The organism is Terrimonas rubra (assembly GCF_042686025.1).
Classification (GTDB): domain Bacteria; phylum Bacteroidota; class Bacteroidia; order Chitinophagales; family Chitinophagaceae; genus Terrimonas; species Terrimonas rubra.
On the sequence record NZ_JBHUOZ010000001.1, the window covers coordinates 611,206 to 629,012 of the forward strand.

Annotated in this window: 20 protein-coding genes; 13 read left to right on the forward strand and 7 right to left on the reverse strand. The window is 42.5% G+C overall.

The features are described from left to right. The first annotated feature begins 68 nt into the window (after window positions 1–68). Genes ACFS6H_RS02530 through ACFS6H_RS02545 form a run of 4 tightly spaced genes read left to right on the forward strand, consistent with a single transcriptional unit; the run spans window position 69 to window position 2,373 of the window. On the forward strand, window positions 69–464 hold the full coding sequence (locus ACFS6H_RS02530) for a DoxX-like family protein (protein WP_386094898.1): 396 nt from the start codon (window positions 69–71) through the stop codon (window positions 462–464). Continuing rightward, the gene (locus tag ACFS6H_RS02535; protein WP_386094899.1) at window positions 461–1,213 is read left to right on the forward strand and encodes a DUF2071 domain-containing protein; all 753 of its coding nucleotides are present in this window, start codon (window positions 461–463) and stop codon (window positions 1,211–1,213) included. Before ACFS6H_RS02530 ends, ACFS6H_RS02535 begins: the two co-directional genes overlap by 4 nt. Window positions 1,214–1,232: 19 nt before the next feature. Beyond that, the gene (locus tag ACFS6H_RS02540) at window positions 1,233–1,994 is read left to right on the forward strand and encodes a class I SAM-dependent methyltransferase (RefSeq protein WP_386094901.1); all 762 of its coding nucleotides are present in this window, start codon (window positions 1,233–1,235) and stop codon (window positions 1,992–1,994) included. Next, window positions 1,978–2,373 (forward strand): hypothetical protein, encoded by a 396-nt coding sequence (locus tag ACFS6H_RS02545; RefSeq protein ID WP_386094903.1) that lies wholly within the window; start codon window positions 1,978–1,980, stop codon window positions 2,371–2,373. Before ACFS6H_RS02540 ends, ACFS6H_RS02545 begins: the two co-directional genes overlap by 17 nt. 111 nt (window positions 2,374–2,484) lie before the next feature. Here ACFS6H_RS02545 and obgE read toward each other — a convergent pair whose 3' ends face one another. After that, window positions 2,485–3,492, reverse strand: a complete 1,008-nt coding sequence (obgE, locus tag ACFS6H_RS02550; protein ID WP_386094904.1) for a GTPase ObgE — start codon at window positions 3,490–3,492, stop codon at window positions 2,485–2,487. A gap of 205 nt (window positions 3,493–3,697) precedes the next feature. On the opposite strand from obgE, the gene ACFS6H_RS02555 reads away from it, so the two are divergent. From ACFS6H_RS02555 to ACFS6H_RS02570, 4 genes are all read left to right on the forward strand, one after another. Further along, entirely contained in the window at window positions 3,698–4,987 is a 1,290-nt protein-coding gene (locus ACFS6H_RS02555; RefSeq protein WP_386094906.1) for a M20 metallopeptidase family protein, read from the forward strand. A gap of 19 nt (window positions 4,988–5,006) precedes the next feature. After that, a complete protein-coding gene (locus tag ACFS6H_RS02560) occupies window positions 5,007–5,684 on the forward strand; it encodes a hypothetical protein (protein WP_386094908.1) in 678 nt (225 codons plus the stop codon). A gap of 179 nt (window positions 5,685–5,863) precedes the next feature. Then, complete coding sequence (locus ACFS6H_RS02565; protein ID WP_386094909.1) at window positions 5,864–7,099, forward strand: rhomboid family intramembrane serine protease; 1,236 nt, start codon at window positions 5,864–5,866, stop codon at window positions 7,097–7,099. A gap of 132 nt (window positions 7,100–7,231) precedes the next feature. Beyond that, a complete protein-coding gene (locus tag ACFS6H_RS02570) occupies window positions 7,232–8,023 on the forward strand; it encodes a hypothetical protein (protein ID WP_386094911.1) in 792 nt (263 codons plus the stop codon). A gap of 38 nt (window positions 8,024–8,061) precedes the next feature. Here ACFS6H_RS02570 and ACFS6H_RS02575 read toward each other — a convergent pair whose 3' ends face one another. The 6 genes from ACFS6H_RS02575 to ACFS6H_RS02600 all read right to left on the reverse strand — a co-directional run bounded on the left by ACFS6H_RS02575 (window position 8,062) and on the right by ACFS6H_RS02600 (window position 14,540). Further along, window positions 8,062–9,027 carry an alpha/beta hydrolase gene (locus ACFS6H_RS02575; RefSeq protein WP_386094913.1) on the reverse strand — a complete coding sequence of 322 codons (966 nt, stop codon included), beginning with the start codon at window positions 9,025–9,027 and terminating at the stop codon, window positions 8,062–8,064. A 180-nt stretch (window positions 9,028–9,207) separates the two neighbouring features. Then, window positions 9,208–10,932 (reverse strand): tetratricopeptide repeat protein, encoded by a 1,725-nt coding sequence (locus ACFS6H_RS02580; RefSeq protein WP_386094915.1) that lies wholly within the window; start codon window positions 10,930–10,932, stop codon window positions 9,208–9,210. Between the two features lie 192 nt (window positions 10,933–11,124). Next, window positions 11,125–11,445 carry a DUF3817 domain-containing protein gene (locus ACFS6H_RS02585; RefSeq protein ID WP_386094917.1) on the reverse strand — a complete coding sequence of 107 codons (321 nt, stop codon included), beginning with the start codon at window positions 11,443–11,445 and terminating at the stop codon, window positions 11,125–11,127. A 33-nt stretch (window positions 11,446–11,478) separates the two neighbouring features. Then, window positions 11,479–12,603 (reverse strand): cyclic dehypoxanthinyl futalosine synthase, encoded by a 1,125-nt coding sequence (gene mqnC / locus ACFS6H_RS02590; protein WP_386094919.1) that lies wholly within the window; start codon window positions 12,601–12,603, stop codon window positions 11,479–11,481. 322 nt (window positions 12,604–12,925) lie between these two features. After that, complete coding sequence (locus ACFS6H_RS02595; RefSeq protein WP_386094920.1) at window positions 12,926–13,282, reverse strand: HesB/IscA family protein; 357 nt, start codon at window positions 13,280–13,282, stop codon at window positions 12,926–12,928. Between the two features lie 43 nt (window positions 13,283–13,325). Then, the gene (locus tag ACFS6H_RS02600) at window positions 13,326–14,540 is read right to left on the reverse strand and encodes a cysteine desulfurase family protein (RefSeq protein WP_386094922.1); all 1,215 of its coding nucleotides are present in this window, start codon (window positions 14,538–14,540) and stop codon (window positions 13,326–13,328) included. A gap of 131 nt (window positions 14,541–14,671) precedes the next feature. Here ACFS6H_RS02600 and ACFS6H_RS02605 point away from each other — a divergent pair, with 131 nt between their 5' ends. The 5 genes from ACFS6H_RS02605 to ACFS6H_RS02625 all read left to right on the forward strand — a co-directional run bounded on the left by ACFS6H_RS02605 (window position 14,672) and on the right by ACFS6H_RS02625 (window position 17,772). Then, window positions 14,672–15,430, forward strand: coding sequence for a DUF2314 domain-containing protein (locus ACFS6H_RS02605; RefSeq protein ID WP_386094924.1), 759 nt, complete (start codon window positions 14,672–14,674; stop codon window positions 15,428–15,430). A 6-nt stretch (window positions 15,431–15,436) separates the two neighbouring features. After that, complete coding sequence (gene mce, locus ACFS6H_RS02610) at window positions 15,437–15,850, forward strand: methylmalonyl-CoA epimerase (protein WP_386094926.1); 414 nt, start codon at window positions 15,437–15,439, stop codon at window positions 15,848–15,850. 255 nt (window positions 15,851–16,105) lie between these two features. Continuing rightward, the gene (locus ACFS6H_RS02615; protein ID WP_386094928.1) at window positions 16,106–16,660 is read left to right on the forward strand and encodes a DUF488 domain-containing protein; all 555 of its coding nucleotides are present in this window, start codon (window positions 16,106–16,108) and stop codon (window positions 16,658–16,660) included. A gap of 8 nt (window positions 16,661–16,668) precedes the next feature. Beyond that, entirely contained in the window at window positions 16,669–17,148 is a 480-nt protein-coding gene (locus ACFS6H_RS02620) for a DUF488 family protein (RefSeq protein WP_386094929.1), read from the forward strand. A 9-nt stretch (window positions 17,149–17,157) separates the two neighbouring features. Then, window positions 17,158–17,772 carry a dual OB domain-containing protein gene (locus ACFS6H_RS02625; RefSeq protein WP_386094931.1) on the forward strand — a complete coding sequence of 205 codons (615 nt, stop codon included), beginning with the start codon at window positions 17,158–17,160 and terminating at the stop codon, window positions 17,770–17,772. Window positions 17,773–17,807 lie beyond the last annotated feature (35 nt).

Here is a 17,807-nt window from a genome sequence, read left to right on the forward strand (position 1 = left end):
GGATGTAGCTATTGTTTGTGTGGAGGAGTGCCTCATGTAAGTATAAACCACAGGACATTTTATAACCGTTGACACCTACTGTAAAACATACCCATCTTACTTACCTGATTGCAGCCGTCTGGCTGATCAACGGTTTATTCTGTAAAGTTTTGCACCTGGTACCAAGGCACGAACAGATCGTAGCCAGGATACTGGGCCCTGAATACGCTCCCCTTTTAACCATACTGATAGGTTGCTCCGAAATACTGATGGCCCTGTGGATCATCAGCAGGTATAAACAAAAGTTAAACACTGTTGTACAAATAACCGTGGTAGCCCTGATGAATATTATTGAGTTTGTACTGGCTCCGGACCTGCTTTTATGGGGCCGTTTAAATATCTTATTTGCACTTGTATTCATCGTAGTCGTGTATTACAACCATTTTTTTGCTGAAAAGCATATAACCCCAAACAACCCTGTATGAAGTTTTTAAAATCTCACCCCTTTGCCGTGGAAGCATTTTTTAAGAGCTCTGTAGTGTTGACATTTGCTGTTCCCAAAGAACAATTGCAACCCCTTATACCGGAATGCCTGGAGCTCGATACCTTCCAGGATAAATGGGCCTTTATTGCCATTGCCATGGTACAAACCTCGGGGCTGAGGCCTAAGGGATTCCCCCGGTTTATGGGTAATGATTTTTTCCTGATAGGTTACCGCATTTTTGTGCGTTATACTACTAATGCCGGTAAAAGACTGAGAGGCCTTTATATTATTAAATCGGAGACCGATAAGAAGAAGATGGAATTTTTCGGTAATATTTTTACTCATTATAACTATACTACTACTGATATTGAACAGGGTATGTCAAAGGGTATACGCACCATTCAATCCAGGCAGTCACAATTCGCTGTTACAATTGAGGAGCCTGGTGAAGCTGTTCCGCTACCGCCACATTCGCCTTTTGCCGACTGGAAAGAAGCCCGCCGCTTTGCGGGTCCCCTGCCTTTTACTTTTACCTATAACCAGGCAGATAAAAAAATACTGATCATTGAAGGGGTACGTGAAAACTGGCAGCCCCAGCCTATCAACATCAAAGATTTTCACTTTACCTTCCTGGATAGTTTACACCTGGAGGGCGCCGTATTGGCCAATGCTTTCGAGATCAGGAATATTCCTTATTATTGGAAAAAAGGCCGGCCGGAAGACCTGCAACACCGCTTTGGCACCAAATAAACCATTATTAAAATTGTCTGTGACCAATAGAACAAAATACCAGGGTGTTACCAATATTATCCGCTTTAACTGGCATTTTTATATGCTGGCTATAGTTGCAGTTCTTGCTTTTTTTCTTATCAAAACCTACCTCCCTTTTTTACTGCAACAAATTGGGATATGGGCCATAGCGGTAGCTGTTCTTACAATCGTCATTTCTCTGGCCATCTCCTTTTATATATATGACCGGTCAGGTTTATACAGGTTGAGCTGGCTGGATAATGACCTAACAAATGACCGGGCGCGTATCTTAACCGTTAATGCCGGCTTTGATGAAACCAGCGCCCTTATTGCGGCAAAATATCCTAAGGCCCAAATTACCATTTGTGATTTTTATAACCCGGTTCGCCATACAGAGGTATCTATTAAAAGAGCAAGGAAGGCTTATCCGCCCGACCCTGGTACCATTCCGGTTAGCACAAACCACCTGCCCTTTCCAGATAATCATTTTGATAAAACAGTTGCGGTACTATCGGCACATGAAATAAGGAACGAGGCCGAAAGAATAGCATTTTTTAAAGAACTGAAACGGGTTACAACTCCATCCGGTCATATATACGTTACCGAACACTTACGGGACAGGTACAATTTTTTCGCCTATACTATTGGCTTCCTGCATTTTCATGCTAAAAAAACCTGGTTAAATACCTTTGCCAGGGCCGGTCTGGTTGTACAACAGGAAATAAAGACAACGCCATTTATCACCACCTTTATATTGCAAGCACATGGAAATACATTATAAAATAATTGGTCCTTTATTAATGCTGTTAGCATGTATACACCTGGTTTTCCCAGGCTATTTTAAATGGAAGGAAGAACTAAGTTCACTAAGCCTGGTAAATAAACAGATGATGGTGATACATACCTTCTTTATTGCCCTGATGTTATTTTTAATGGGGTTGCTTTGTTTCACCTCTTCTTTTGACCTGGTGCATACCAGACTGGGTAAAACCATTGCTTTAGGGCTCGGTATTTTCTGGGCTATACGTTTGTATATCCAGTTCTTTGGCTATTCCAGTAAATTATGGAAAGGGAAGAAGTTCGAAACCGCCATGCATATCCTTTTCTCGATACTGTGGGTGTACCTCAGTACTGTTTTTTTTATTACGGCTTTATTATAAGAGGAAAAAAGGCGCCTTATGATTCATAGCATTACTGCTGTTGAACGGAGCGTCGCAAGTTCAGTCCTATCAGGGAGCTGCAGCCTGTACTATAAAACTAAAACAACAACCTTAACCCTCCGTCTCCGTTGTATTCAGCGCTTTCCACAACAAATCTTTTAATTCGGTTAAGCCTTTATTGGTTACCGATGAAATGAAAATATGGGGAATATTGGCCGGTAACTCCTGTTTAATGGCCTGCATTAACTCTTCATCCAGCATATCACTTTTACTGACAGCGATCACAAACTGTTTATGCAACAATTCAGGATTATACTTTTCTAACTCGTTCACTAAAATAGCAAACTCTTTTTTATGGTCGGCACTATCGGCGGGTATTAAAAACAATAGCACGGGGTTACGTTCAATATGACGTAAAAAACGATGCCCCAGCCCTTTACCTTCAGCCGCACCTTCAATAATACCGGGTAAGTCGGCTATACAAAAGCTTTGCTCATCGCGGTAAGCCACAATACCCAGGTTAGGGGTAATGGTGGTAAAAGCGTAGTTGGCAATTTTGGGTTTAGCGGCGGTAATAACCGATAACAGGGTTGACTTGCCGGCATTGGGAAAACCCACCAGGCCCACATCGGCCAACACTTTTAGTTCCAGTATTTTAGTAGCTTCTATACCCGGCAGCCCCGGTTGTGCATATTCGGGCGCCTGGTTGGTAGGTGTGGCAAAATGCGCATTGCCCAAACCACCCTTACCACCCGGTATCCAGATCACTTCCTGGCCATCTTCCAGTATCTCCACTTCCTGTACGCCGGTTTCTTCGTCTATAGCAATGGTACCCAGTGGTACTTCAATGATCACATCCTTACCAAAGCGGCCGGTTTTATTGTTGCCGCTTCCGCCTTCGCCATCTTCGGCAATAACATTTTTAAAATAACGCAGGTGCAGCAGGGTCCACAGGTTGCGGTTACCCTTTAAAATAATATGTGCACCACGACCTCCGTCGCCCCCATCCGGGCCACCTAAAGCGGTAAACTTGTTGCGCATAAAGTGCCGGCTGCCCGCTCCACCATGTCCGCTGCGGCAAAAAATACGTATCTGGTCAACAAAGTTGCTTTTTTCCATATCTCGAAATAAAGTGCAAATATAGCTGGTTTAGGGCGGAAACCGGCTCTAAGTATACACCTTATACCTCATACCCTATTCCTTAAACCCTGCACCTTATCCCTTATACCCTCTCTGTTAATCGTTATTTGTTAAAGGAAGGTTATCTCGGTGATGTGAGTAACAAAACGCCGGGATGAACCGTTATACCCATCAAAGATTTTGAATGCAAGTCATTTTACTGGCCCTATTACTGCTTTTTTCCAGTCAACATACCCTTTTAAATGCACAACAAAAGCAAACAACGCCCCTTACCCATACATTCATCCAGTCAGAAACGGATAAAATAACTGATAAACTGGTGATGCTCCGAAGAGGATTTCATGAAAAGCCCGAACTGGCGGGCAAGGAAAAACTAACCCGGGAAACGATTATACAATATTTGACCGGCCTGGGACTGGAAGTAAAAACGGACCTGTATGGCCACAGCGTGGTGGGCGTTTTACACGGCGGTAAAAAAGGTAAAAAAATTGCCTGGCGGGCCGATATGGATGCACTGCCCACCGACTTTCCTGATGAAGTGGACTTTAGATCAACCATCAAAGGAGTGCAGCATGGTTGCGGGCACGATATACATATGACCATTGCGCTGGGCATCGCTGAAGTGCTGGCCAAAAACAAAAAAGAATTACCGGGAACGGTCTATTTTATTTTTCAGCCGGAGGAAGAAACATTCAAAGGAGCCAAAAACATGATCGTCAAAGGCCTGTTTGACGACATTAAACCGGACGAGATATATGGTTTACATGTAACGGCCCTGCCGGTGGGAGAAATAATGGTAAAACCCGGTGAGATGTTTGCCTACCAAAAACGAATACGCATCCTGTTAAAAAATGAATTATCCAAAGAGGAAGCAAAAGCACTGACCAAAAAAATTCATAGCACCCTTTCCCGTTCCACTGCCGGCAGCAGGCCCTGGGAAATACAAAATATCCGTGATCCTAAAACCGGGTTAACAAATCCTAATACTACTTTTAAGGATTACCTGATCATGGACGAATCCTTTACCACCTATACAAAGAATGACAGTTTATTCCTGGAAGCTTACCTGTACGAAACCAATGCCGCTAACCTGCCTGGTATTATTCCTACAGTGAAACAGGTAATAATAGCCGGTAATAATAAAGACCAGTTGCTGGACGTTTCTTTTATACAGGAAAACCCAACCATTATCAACGATAAAAAATTAACGGCTGCTGCCATTACTACCTTACAAAACATTTATGGTAAAAATGCCGTTGCCGCCGATTATGGCCAGGTGCCGTTTTTTAATGATGATTTTGCTTATTTCCAGCAAAAAATACCGGGCGTTTATTTCTTCCTCGGAGGCTCTAATGCTGCAAAAGGAATCAATGCATTGAATCATAGTCCGGGTTTTAAAGTAGATGAAGACTGTATTAAAACAGGCGTTAAAAGTTTTGCATCCTTACTATTCGAAAGATTAAAGAAAAAATAAATCCCCTCTTTTTATTTTTATGAAACGTGTCTTTCAATACATAACAGGTCTTTTTAACGAAAAAAAACCAGTTACAGCCCCGAAAATCAAGTCCGGGGACTATGCAAGTTTATATAACCGGGACTATTATTTTTCCAGTGAGTTTTATGCCAACCTTGTCCGCACCATTAACTGGACAGAAAAAGTAATTGCGGGGATTGATGATATAACAAAGGTCAACTATTCAACCATACTTCGTTCCAACAACCCGGTTTATGAAGGAAGGCCATTTTACCGGTATGAAGGTGATACGCCGGAGTTTGCACAAACACCTAACCTACCTTTCAATTATGCAGCCTTACTCAAGGATGCCTTAGCGTATAAAAAGGATGGCTTTATCTATTTTAAAAACATGCATCAGCTGGGTGAAATACTCGAATTTGAAATAGATGTCACCACACATGACGGCGCCCCTTGCGCAATATCAAACGGCTTTATTGATGAGTCGGACATTCCTCCCATTGATACCTGGTTTTATATTACCAATACCAAACTGTATTGCTGGATCCCAAACTTTTTTATACAAAAGATGCAGCATGCCATGGAGGTTGAAATATTGGGCAGTTATAACTGGATAAAAGATTCAAATACTGTTTTGTATCTTCAAACCATTGAAAGATTGAATGCGGCATACAATAAACAGATTGCAGGTCTTTAGACAGCAGAGCCTGTACAACCTCTGCTGCAGCATTAATCTACCATTTATTTTTTATCAATTTATAGCCTATCATTTACTAACAGGCATGAGTATGGACAAGGTTAGGACGGGATAATTATTTTTTATTAATTTAGTCCGGACAAGCTGCAATAAAAAATAATACTGAGAATTCGGTCTTCATGATTACAGATATCCATCTTCTTTCTTTACAAACAGAAACTGATAAAAAGAGGTTATTCCAAAATCTAAAAAATCAAAAAAAAGACTTCCAGTTAGAGCTTATTATTTTTGCTTTAATTTGGTTGGTGGCCCCTTTTCTTCCCGGAAAGTCTAATCAAAAACCTTTGATTGAAAATATGACCTATGGAAAAGCGCTGCTTTTTTTTGGTACTATTTTCTTAATCCCCTTGTTAACCAGCTACTTTAAAAAATTGCACAAAGCTGTTAGAGCCTGTCAAACAGATGTAAAAAGAATAATAATAACCTCGGTAATTGCGAAGAAGAAAAATCCGATTTTTCATAAAGACAAATATCGTCTTCAACTCGGAGACAGTTATTTGAGGAAACTTTATTTACCACGTCATGATTTTGACAGGTTTGAGATCGGAGACCCGCTTAAAATAGAGATCAGCGAAGAAGGTAAACAGCTTATACGAATCGTAAAAGCAAATGATAATATCATTAAACGGGTACAAAATACCGTTCCTGCTTTTCCTGTTTCCGTCAATCGTTCTTATAGATCTGTTTTATTTAATAGAGAGAAAAGTGCCAGAAAATCTAGGACTGGTTTATTTGCCACTTTACTCCCTGGTAAACAAAACTTTATTTCGACAATAATTCTTTATATGAATATATTGATATTCATAGCTATGTTAATCTCAGGAGTCAGTATCTATAAACCGCAGGTAATTGATATGGTAAACTGGGGAGGCAACATAAGACTTCTGACAATCGGCAAAAACGAATATTGGCGACTAGTTACCAGTCTATTTATACATGCGGGTATAATACACTTGTTAATGAATGCTCTAGGATTTATACTAATATCATTGTTTGTAGAACCAATACTTGGTCACAAAAAATTTTTACTGTTATACCTTTTTACTGGAATCTGTGCGAGTCTGACGAGCTTATGGTGGCATACCAACGTTGTAAGCGTGGGTGCCTCTGGCGCTATATTTGGACTTTACGGTTTCTTTTTAGCTTTATTGGTTTTAGTAAAGAAAGAACACCAAAACGTTAATGCCAGTATGATTGTAACAATTCTTATTTTCATCGGGTATAGTTTAATAGCTGGCCTTAAGGGTAATACTGATAATGCTGCACATATTGGTGGTCTCATTGCTGGTTTTTTTGCCGGAGTAATGATGACCTTGTTCGTTTTTTACAAAAAGAAGGGGGAAGTATCAGCATAAAGAAAATTTAAATCGCAATAAGTCACAAACAAAACCGGTATTTGTTATTTGTGAATAGTATTACATAATCATAACTCTTCAAAATTTCATACAACCGTTTTTTTATGTATCTTAATTATTCAAAATCTGAATATGAAGTGTTTTTTACCCGTCCTCTTTTTTATTTACAGTATTTCAGCTTTCGCACAAACCAAACCCAAAGCAGCTACCGGTGCGTCAGCCCCGGCAATGAGCTTTACCGTTATCAATAAAGCCATTGCACCCAAATTCGGACTGGCCGGTAAACACCCCGCAAATATCCCGGTATATATACTGGACCATAATGAAAAAAAGATATTCAATTCTACCACCGGCACCACTAAACAGGTAAGGGAGGAATTTGCCACTTATACCATTACACCCCTGCAGGCTGCACCACCGCCCATGTATGGTATGTACACCGTTATTTTAAACCCTGTTTCTACCGATATACAGTTTATAAGCGAAGACAGTATTACCGATAAAGCCGAAATTGAAGCCTTTGCACAAATGCTGGTTGACAGTAACAGCCTGGAAAAAAAATTCAAAGCCACCGTAGTAGACAAGAACAGCCAGGAATATAAAGCCCAGATTGAACAGGAGACAAGGGATATTTTACAGAACAGATCTTTTAAACTCTTCTCCTTTAAAGCTGGTGAGCTTACTGTAAAACTGGCAAAGTTTCCCAATGCCGTTTTCCTGTACAATGGTAACAGTGTGGTGTACACACCTTCGTTTGTAGATAATTATATTATTTCGGCCTTTACCGTAGGTGACAGGTTATTTGTTGACCTGCCCGGGTATATGATGGGTGACCCCAAGTACCCAACCTGCGATAACTGGAACTCCCGTATTATGGAAGTAACCGCCAACAGTATTGTACAACGCAGTTTTAGCTGTTATTAGTAACGGGTATTAAATTCCCGGATAAAATAGTTAGCCGTTTAATTTACCCTTTTGAAAAACGCTACCGTATAATTCACAGCTTTACGCCAGTCATCGGGGTGGTTGCCAAAGCCATGATCGGTATTCATCATAATACGTTCACTTAATACGTTTCGTCCTCTTAACTGGTTATGGTATTTTTCTGATTCATTCACCGTGCTGAAGAAGGGCGCAAAATTCAGGTCATCGTCATTCGAAGCTGGCATAACGGTTATATTGGGCCTGCCGGGCGGGTTCGCTGTAGATACCCAGTCGGGTGATATAGCCATCAAATACAACGCATTTTCTTTGGTTAACTCAGCGCCTGTAAGGCGATAGATCAGTTCTTTTAATGCCGGCCAGTATTCATGTACCGGTGGATTGGTATAAAAAGTATCGGGCACGGTTAAGGTAGTTAAGCCGCCAAAATTACCGGACGCCCTTACCTGGCCATTGGTATTTTTTGTACCCTGCACATATAACATGGCTAAGGTTGCACCTGCACTATGGCCGGCCATATACATTTTAGCCGTACCACTGCCCCAGCCTGAACTTTTCTGTTTATAACTTTCCACCACAGCAGCCATATCATTCACCTGGTCCTGCACTTTAATGGCCGAAAGTTTATGTACAATGGGCACCTGGTCAATGCCGCTGGCATCAACCAGACGGTGGTTGATATTGACTGTAACATAACCCCTTTGCGCATACAATTTGGCAACACCGGTAAAGCCTTCTTTATTACCGGCAATAAAGCCGCCGCCATGAATAACAAAAACTACGGGTGTTTGATCCGTATAACCTTCAGGAAAATAAACATCATAACGTTGTGCGGCGTCAGCACCATAAGATATATCCAGTTCCTGTTTGGCTATGGTGTAATCTTCTTTGATGGGTGTTGTATCGTTATTATCTTTTTTACAGGCTGTTATCAGCAGAACGATAACAATAAAAAGGGCAGTCGTTTTTTGAATGGTATTTTTCATAATGCAAGCTTTGTACGTAGTTACACAAAAACTACTCCATATTTACAAAATGAAATTAACGATTTGAATACCAACGATATATTGCCTAATGGCTGAACAGCGAACCGGACGCTGAAGTGTGCGACGCAACAACTGCCGGGTCAGCGTGATACAGCCGGCAAACAAAAAACCTATGCTGTTTTATATAGAATTAGCAAACTCCTCCAGCTGAATATCCTCATCAGAACTGATCTTTTTACGCAGGCGGTGCCAGGTAACTTTGATGGATTGCGGAGAGATGCCCAGCGTATTCGCCATCTCCACACGCGATAGTTTTAATTTACTCAGTACCATTAACCGTATTTCAGATGGGGTGATACCCGGTATCATGGCCGATACGGTTTGAATATACTTTGGATAAACCTTTTCAAATGCCTGCTTAAATTGTAACCAGTCCTTCTCCGTTAATATGGCCGTTTGCTGTAACTGTTCAATGATCTGGCTGTTTGCCTCCTGGGAAGTAAGGGTTGCTATCAGCGAGTTTTTCTCCGAAATAATATTGGTGAAGTTTTGCAGTTTTAACCGGGCATTTTCCAGTTCCTGCTCTTTGGTATGCAACAACGCATCCGTTACCAGCTGGTGTGCCAGGCGTTTTTTCTTTTGTGTGTAATAGATCAGCCCGGCTATGATCAATACAAAAAAGATAATGACAATGGCCGTGAACAGTTGCGTGTTCTTTACTTTATTCAGTAAGCTGAGTTTTTCCTGCTCGGCCTGTAGCTTTTGCCGGTAGGCTTTTTGTTCGGCCCTTGCCAGGAAAACGGCATTTAATACTTTATCCACCGAGTCTTTGGCTATAATGGAGGAATCCAGGTATAGTTTAGCCAATATAGGATCGTTATTAAGGGTATGCCAGTTACTGGTAGTGCGGTAGTAGGATGGTTTTATTTCGTAAGGTCTTTCGCACAGGTTAATATTAATATTGGCTGCCTGCAACCATTGTTGGGCAGCCTGGCTGTTCTTTGTTTTAATAGCAATATTAGCCAGCAAGAGGGCAGCATTACCGGCCAGGGGATAATCTTTATGCAGCACCGCGTTATCAAAGTCGGCCTTTACCAGCGGCATGGCTTCAGTGTATTGTCCTTTTGTATAATAGTTCTGGGCAATATTACCCTGCGCAATAGTATATTGTATAGCCTGCGGTGTAATAAAGCCGGAGTTCAATGCTTTATGAAAATAAAAATCGGAAGAGTCGAGCTGCTGGAGCCGCTGGTAACAAAGCCCCAGGGTATTGTAGGCGGACCAACGGGCTTTCCAGTTAAAAGCAGTTTCGGGTATGGTGAGGGCCTTATGCATAAACTGTATGGTTTTGGCATAATCTTTAAAAAAGAAATAAGGCTCTCCTATCAGGTAATAATATTCCGCCATATTGGGAAACTCCTGCGGTGTGCTGGTGGCAATGCGGTCATTTAACTGCAGGTAGTAATCAAAAGCCTGTTCGTAATTGCCCATCCACCGCCACGAAAACTCGGCCATTACCCGCAGCGCCCGGGCTTCAATATGCAGGTAGCCTTCTTTCCGCCCTTTGGCAGCAATGGTTTTCAGCCGCTCCATACAGGCGTCCTCCGTCACACCCGGAAACCTACGGCTGGTATAATAATAAGCCCGCATTAATTCCCCTTCCAGCTCCAGCTCCCGGTCTTTATGTTTTTTACCAAAATCAATCAATGCCTGCATTTCTGCCAATGATTTTGCCGTATCACTAAGCCATATTACCCGGGCATAAAAAGTATCGATGATGGCTACTTTTTCGGGATAGGTTTTATGTAAAAAGAAATCGTACTGGGCACTTAACCGGCTTGTCATTATTATAAACAACAGGCATAAGGCAGGGGTATACCATTTTACAGGCGGGTTTCGAAGCATAGATAGTTCGGGTGTATAACAAAAATAAAGCTTGCCGCTTAATTAAACGTTTTTATAAGCAGCATTTCTCCCCATAACCAGCTACGGTCATTGCATGTATATATTTTATAACGTAACCGTACTGTAATGATAGTTTCTGTTCACAAAAAAAGGAGGCCATGCCTCCCTTTTCTTTTATTCGTTCATTATTATTTATTGCGCCTGTTTGGCCACAAATTCTGCCTCTTCCTTTTTCCAGAATTTTTCCATGTAAAAAGTACCAAAGGGTAATAAGGAGGATATAAATGCTTTAATACCCCATACTATACTCCGTTTATACTTTACCATCACCAGCAGGGCCAGTATAATAAAAGCCACAAACAAAGCGCCGTGTGCCGAGCCGATGATGCGTACCCATTGCGGCTGATCGAACCAGTATTTTAAAGGCATGGCTATTAACACCAGTAATAAATACGATACCCCTTCTATCCATGCTATCTTTCTAAACCAGGCAAATAAACTGTTCGGATTCATTGCAAAACTATAAGTAGTAAATAAAAATTAGTCTTAATAATCAACCACCTGCTCCTGGATAGTCTCCGGTATCTCGCGCCACTCGTACTGCTGGTTGCGCAGCTGCGGCTCAAAGCCCGCTTCCCTTATGGCATCCTGTATGGTTTTATAGGTAAAGCGGTGTGGTGCACCGGCAGCGCTTACCACATTCTCCTCAATCATAATGCTGCCAAAATCGTTAGCGCCGCTATGCAAACACATCTGTGCCGTTTGCTTGCCCACCGTTAACCAGGAAGCCTGTATGTTTTTAATATTGGGTAACATGATACGGCAAAGCGCTACCATGCGTATATATTCATCGGCGGTGGTCAGGTTGTGTACACCACGTATACGCGTAAGTAAAGTATCAACATCCTGGAAGGTCCAGGCAATAAAGGCCAAAAAGCCTTTGGCATGTTCAGGCTTGCGGCTTTGTACCTCTCTTATTTTTACCAGGTGCTCAAAACGTTCTTCAATGGTCTCTACATGGCCAAACATCATGGTGGCCGAAGTAGTAATATTCAGCTTATGCGCTTCGTGCATAATATCCAGCCATTCCTGCGAGCCGCATTTGCCTTTGGATATCAGGCGGCGCACCCTGTCAATCAATATCTCCGCGCCGGCACCGGGTAAACTATCCATGCCCGCAGCCTGTAAGGCAGCCAGCACTTCATGATGGGTACTCTTCTCTAATTTTACTATGTGCGCTACTTCGGGCGGGCCCAAAGCATGTAAACGTATATCGGGAAACTCGGCCTTTATCTGTTTAAAAGTATCCACATAAAACTGCAGGCCCAGGTCGGGGTGGTGGCCGCCCTGTAATAACAGCTGGTCACCGCCATACTTTAATGTTTCTTCAATCTTTTTGCGGTACACCGACATATCGGTGATATAGGCGTCCTTATGACCGGGAATGCGGAAGAAATTACAAAACTTGCAGTTGGCAATACACACATTGGTGGTGTTTACATTGCGATCAATCTGCCAGGTTACTTTACCGTGGGGCACCTGTTGCTTGCGCAATTCATCGGCAATCAGCATCAGGTCGGTAAGCGGGGCATGGTGGTATAAATAAACCCCTTCTTCCACCGTTAAAAACTCAAAGGCAGCAGCTTTTTTATATAAATTTTCTAAATTCATTTGCATGCATAAAATGGGTGCAAAGGTACGATTATAAGGGGAAAGGTGGAGGGGAAAAGGTGAAAGGATGAAGGAGGAAGGATAAAGGCAGAAAGCTGAAAGCCAAAAGCAGAAGGCTAAACGCTTAACCCGTCCCCCACTTTAAACCTTAAACATAAAACCTTAGACGTTGTCAACACTTGAACCTTTGAACTTTTGAACCCTTGAACTTTGTTTGCTGAAAGCTAAACGCTTAACCCGTCTCCCACTTTAAACTTTAAACATAAAACCTTAAACGTTCTTCAACCTTTGAACCTTTGAACTTTTAAACCCTTGAACTTCCCTACACTGCGAAACTCTCTCCGCACGCACAGGTACGGCTGGCATTGGGGTTGTTAAAGAAAAATCCTTTACCGTTCAGGCCGTCCGAAAACTCCAGGGTGGTATTTACCAGGTATAAAAAGCTTTTTAAATCGGTTACTACCTTAATGCCGTTGTGTTCAAACACCTGGTCGGTAGGTTTATTCTCCTTATCAAAATCCATTTTATAGCTCAGGCCCGAGCAGCCGCCGCCTACTACGCTTACACGTAAAAAATAACCTTCTTCAATAGTCTGGTTCTTTTCGGCCATCAGGCTTAATACACGCTCTTTTGCTTTATCGCTTACATAAATGGCATTATCCAATGTTGCAGTGGTCATGTTTCTATATTTATCCGGATATACCGGGTTTCATTCGTTTTGTTTAAAGTTTCCAATCGGCAGCATCCGGCAATTCATCTTTTTGTGCCAACTGCCATACCATATCCTGGCTTCGTATAGTATTTACCGTTGCCGTTACCAGCTCTATCACGGTGTTTACCTCTTCTTCGGTAGTAAACCGGCCCAGGCTAAACCGTAGTGAGCTACGGGCTATCTGATTACCCCGCCCCATGGCCAGTAACACGTGCGAGGGTTGCCCCGAAGCGCTGGCACAGGCCGAGCCCGAAGATACCGCAATATGTTTGGTTACACCCGTAATCAGGGCCTGGTTCGGCACATAACGGAAGCTAATATTACTAACATGTGACAAACGATTTTGTTTATCGCCATTCACATAAGTTTCGGGCAGGGCTAAAAGCCCCTGTTCCAGCCTGTTACGCAATAAAATCAGCCTTTCGTTTTCGGCTTGCATACTCTCGGCTGCCAGGCTGCAGGCCTTGCCCAACCCCACAATACCCGGTACATTCAGGGTGCCGCTGCGCCAGCCCTGTTCGTGGCCACCGCCCTGTAGCTGGGCCTGTAACTGTACCCGCGGGTTGCGGCGGCGTATGTATAAAGCGCCTACGCCTTTGGGGCCGTATAATTTATGGGCCGACAGGGCCAGCAGGTCAATATCCTCCGCTACTACATCAATAGGTAATTTGCCCACGGCCTGTGTAGCATCGGTAAAAAACAATACACTATGTTGTTTGGCTATAGCGCCGATGGTTTTAACGGGGAAGATGGTGCCCGTTTCATTATTGGCATACATGGCGGCAATTAAAATGGTAGTGGGGCGTATGGCCGCTTCCAGCTCCTGTACATTTATCTGCCCGCTGGCATCCACCGGTAAGTAGGTAACTTCTATTCCTTTCTTTTCCAGGTAGCGGCAGGTATCCAGTACCGCACTATGCTCTACCGCCGTGGTAATAATATGGTTGCCCTTTATGGCATATAACTCGGCTACCCCTTTAATGGCCAGGTTAACGGCTTCTGTGGCACCCGAGGTAAATACTATTTCTTTGTCAGTAGCACCTACTAAAGTGGCTACCTGCTGCCGGGCTATATCTACCGCGGCCTGGGCACTCCAGCCAAAACTGTGGTGTTTACTGGCCGCATTGCCATAATGTTGGGTAAAAAAAGGCAACATAGCAGCCAGCACCCTTTCATCACAGGGTGTGGTAGCATTATAATCCATATAAACCGGTAATGGCGCCATGTTATGTTAAGGTAATTGCAACACAAAACTAAACCAAAAGGTTTACCTTACGGCACTTAAAGTTTTAAGCTGAATGCTGAATGCTGAATGCTGAACGCGTCCCCAACTTTAAACTTTAAACACCATTAATTATGACAGATTCAATAAGCTTTTTTGCCCCCGGCGATGATGCAGCCATGCTGGCCGCTTATAAAGATGCACAGGACAATTTTAAATACTTCTGGCGTGAGCTATCCTGGGAATACCGCCGTATTATACCCGCCCTGGATATGGCCGCGGTTAAAGTGGCTTTTATGCAACAAATACCCGGTGAGGAGGAGCCACTGGTAGAGCATATGTGGGTAAACGATATCAACTTTGATGGCGATACCATCAGCGGTGTACTCATCAATAGCCCTAACGAGTTAACCAATATAGAGGAGGGTGATGAAGTGGCCGTGCCGCTAAACCAGATAAGCGACTGGTTAATCATCTGCGAAGGCCAGCCCTATGGCGGTTATACCCTGCAGGTAATGCGGGCGCAGATGGATGATGAAGAAAGAGAGGAACATGATACAGCCTGGGGCCTGCAATTCCCCGATAACGGGGCCGTATATGTAGTGCGCAACCAGTTAACCGAACCCCAAAACCTGGAGGAGCACCCCATGAGCAAAAACATGGAAGAAAAGTTTCTTGAATTTTTACAACAACACCCGGCCGAGATCAGCAATGCCGATGAGCAGGGTTATACCCTGTTGCATAACGAAACCATTGCCGGCAATAAAACCTCCGTGGCTTTATTACTGCAACATGGGGCCGATAAAAATGCCCGCACCGGCAGTGGCAAAACCGCGCTTGATTTTGCCCGCCAGTTAAACTGGCAACACCTGTTACCTTTGCTGCAAAACTAAAGCCCGATGATGGATAAAATAGAACATATTGGCATTGCCGTAAAATCGCTGGAGGCGGCCATACCCCTGTACGAGCAATTATTAAACACGCCCTGTTATAAAACCGAGCTGGTAGCTGCCGAAAATGTGAACACCGCTTTTTTTAACGCCGGCCCCAATAAAATTGAACTGCTGGAAAGCGCAAGCCCCGATGGCGTAATTGCCAAATTCATTGAAAAAAAAGGCGAAGGCATACACCATATTGCTTTTGCGGTAGCGGATATTGATGCCGAAATGAAACGCCTGGCAGCCGCCGGCTTTACCTTATTAAACGAAACCCCCAAACAAGGGGCCGATAATAAACTGGTTTGTTTTTTACACCCTAAAAACACTAATGGGGTTTTAATTGAGCTTTGTATGGAAAAGCCGGCTGCTCAATAATATATAATTATTTATGACGTGCCCCCGGGTATGGGGCAGGTTAATCACCATGCCTTTTGGTAAAAATACAACAGCCCCATACCCGCGGCCGGGCTATTCGCTGTTACTCCGGAATCCCGAAAGCATTCGGGACCATCGCACAATGGCCTCACCGGGGTATCCGCTGCTATCCCTCACGCAAACATTTAACATAATAAGCCCAAAAACAAAATTTCATAATTTTTACATTTCTGCATAAATATGTAAATTTGAATTGTGGAAAAGCAGCCATTATACAGTATTGGGCATGGGGCCAGGAAAAGTGAAGACTTTCTTCTGTTGCTACAGGAATTTAATGTCCAATATTTGATTGATGTTCGTTCGCAACCATACTCAAAATACAATCCACAATACAACCAAAATCACTTAAAACTTTTCTTGGAATCCCATAATATTACCTATGTATATATGGGTGATTCATTGGGAGGAAGGCCAGAAGACCCCACTTGTTACGATGATGAAGGAAAAGTTGATTATACAAAGGTAAAAGCTAAGGACTTCTTTTTACAAGGCATTAATAGATTAAAAACGGCGTATAGTAAAAATCTCGCAACTGTCATCATGTGTAGTGAAAGCAAGCCTTGCGAATGCCACCGCTCAAAACTCATTGGACAAGAATTAAGCAAACAGCATATTCAGCTCAAACATATTGATGAAAATGGTCGATTAAAAGATCAGGCAACAATTATTAATGAGTTAAACAAGGGCCTTTCGGATTTTGATCTATTTGGTAATCAAATAAGCGGCAAATCACGGAAGGCCTACCTATAGCCTTTGCCATGGAATTCTTTACAATTGGAGTTTACAATTGCTCGGAAAGCGAGTTTTTTAATAAGCTGGTTCAAAACCGCATTGATACCTTTCTGGATATAAGGCAGCGAAGAGGGGTACGGGGGTCTCAATATGCGTTTGTAAACAGTAATCGGCTACAACATAGGCTTAAAGAACTTAATATCAAATACGGTTATATCGACACACTGGCACCAACAACTGCGATTCGCGAACTTCAAAAACAAATTGATCTTGAAAAAGGTGAGCTTAAAACGCAAAGGAAAGAATTAGGAAAGGTTTTTATAATAGAATATAAAAATCGTATTCTGAAAAACTTCGACTTTGATAACTTTTTGGAGTCTCTTTACAGAGAAGGTGCGCATAGAATAGCACTCTTTTGTGTAGAAGAACATTCAGAGGCATGCCATCGATCTATTGTAGCCGAAAAGTTGCACAATACCTACTACTACCATATTAACCATTTATAAAACCACACCATGAATGTTCTTATTGTTTCCAAAACCCGTATGCACCACGGTCAATGCTGCGTAGGAGGCCTTACGCTTGAAGGGAAAAGCATACGCCTTATCATGAACAATGGCAACTATCCGCCCGAAAACACCGATCTTAGTCCTGGCTTTATTTACAACATGAAGTTTACTTCAAAATCCAAGATAGACCCTCCACATATTGAAGATGTAATAGTTCAATCATACGACTTGGTTGAACCATTACAAGTACGTATGCTAGATTTCATTCGAAATATGGGTGTTCCTGTTTGGGAGGGTAGTCCTGAAGAGTTGTTTGACGGCAAATTACAATGGACAGATAATGGAAGTGGATATATTAACAAAGCTGACATACCTACACAAAGTGTAGGTTTTTGGATCCCCAACCAGACTCTAAGAAAAAACATTTATTATAAAAAAACAAGATATAGCTGTAACTCAAATGACACATGGTATAACATACCATATATTGGTTATGACGATGCCGTTAAAATAATACCAGCAGGCACACTTATACGCGTATCGCTGGCACGATGGTGGGATCAGATGGGGACAACAGAATTAAGATGTCCGCTTCAATTATCTGGATGGTATGACCGTTAAGAATTATTATACGTTGCAGATAAACCGTGAAAAGG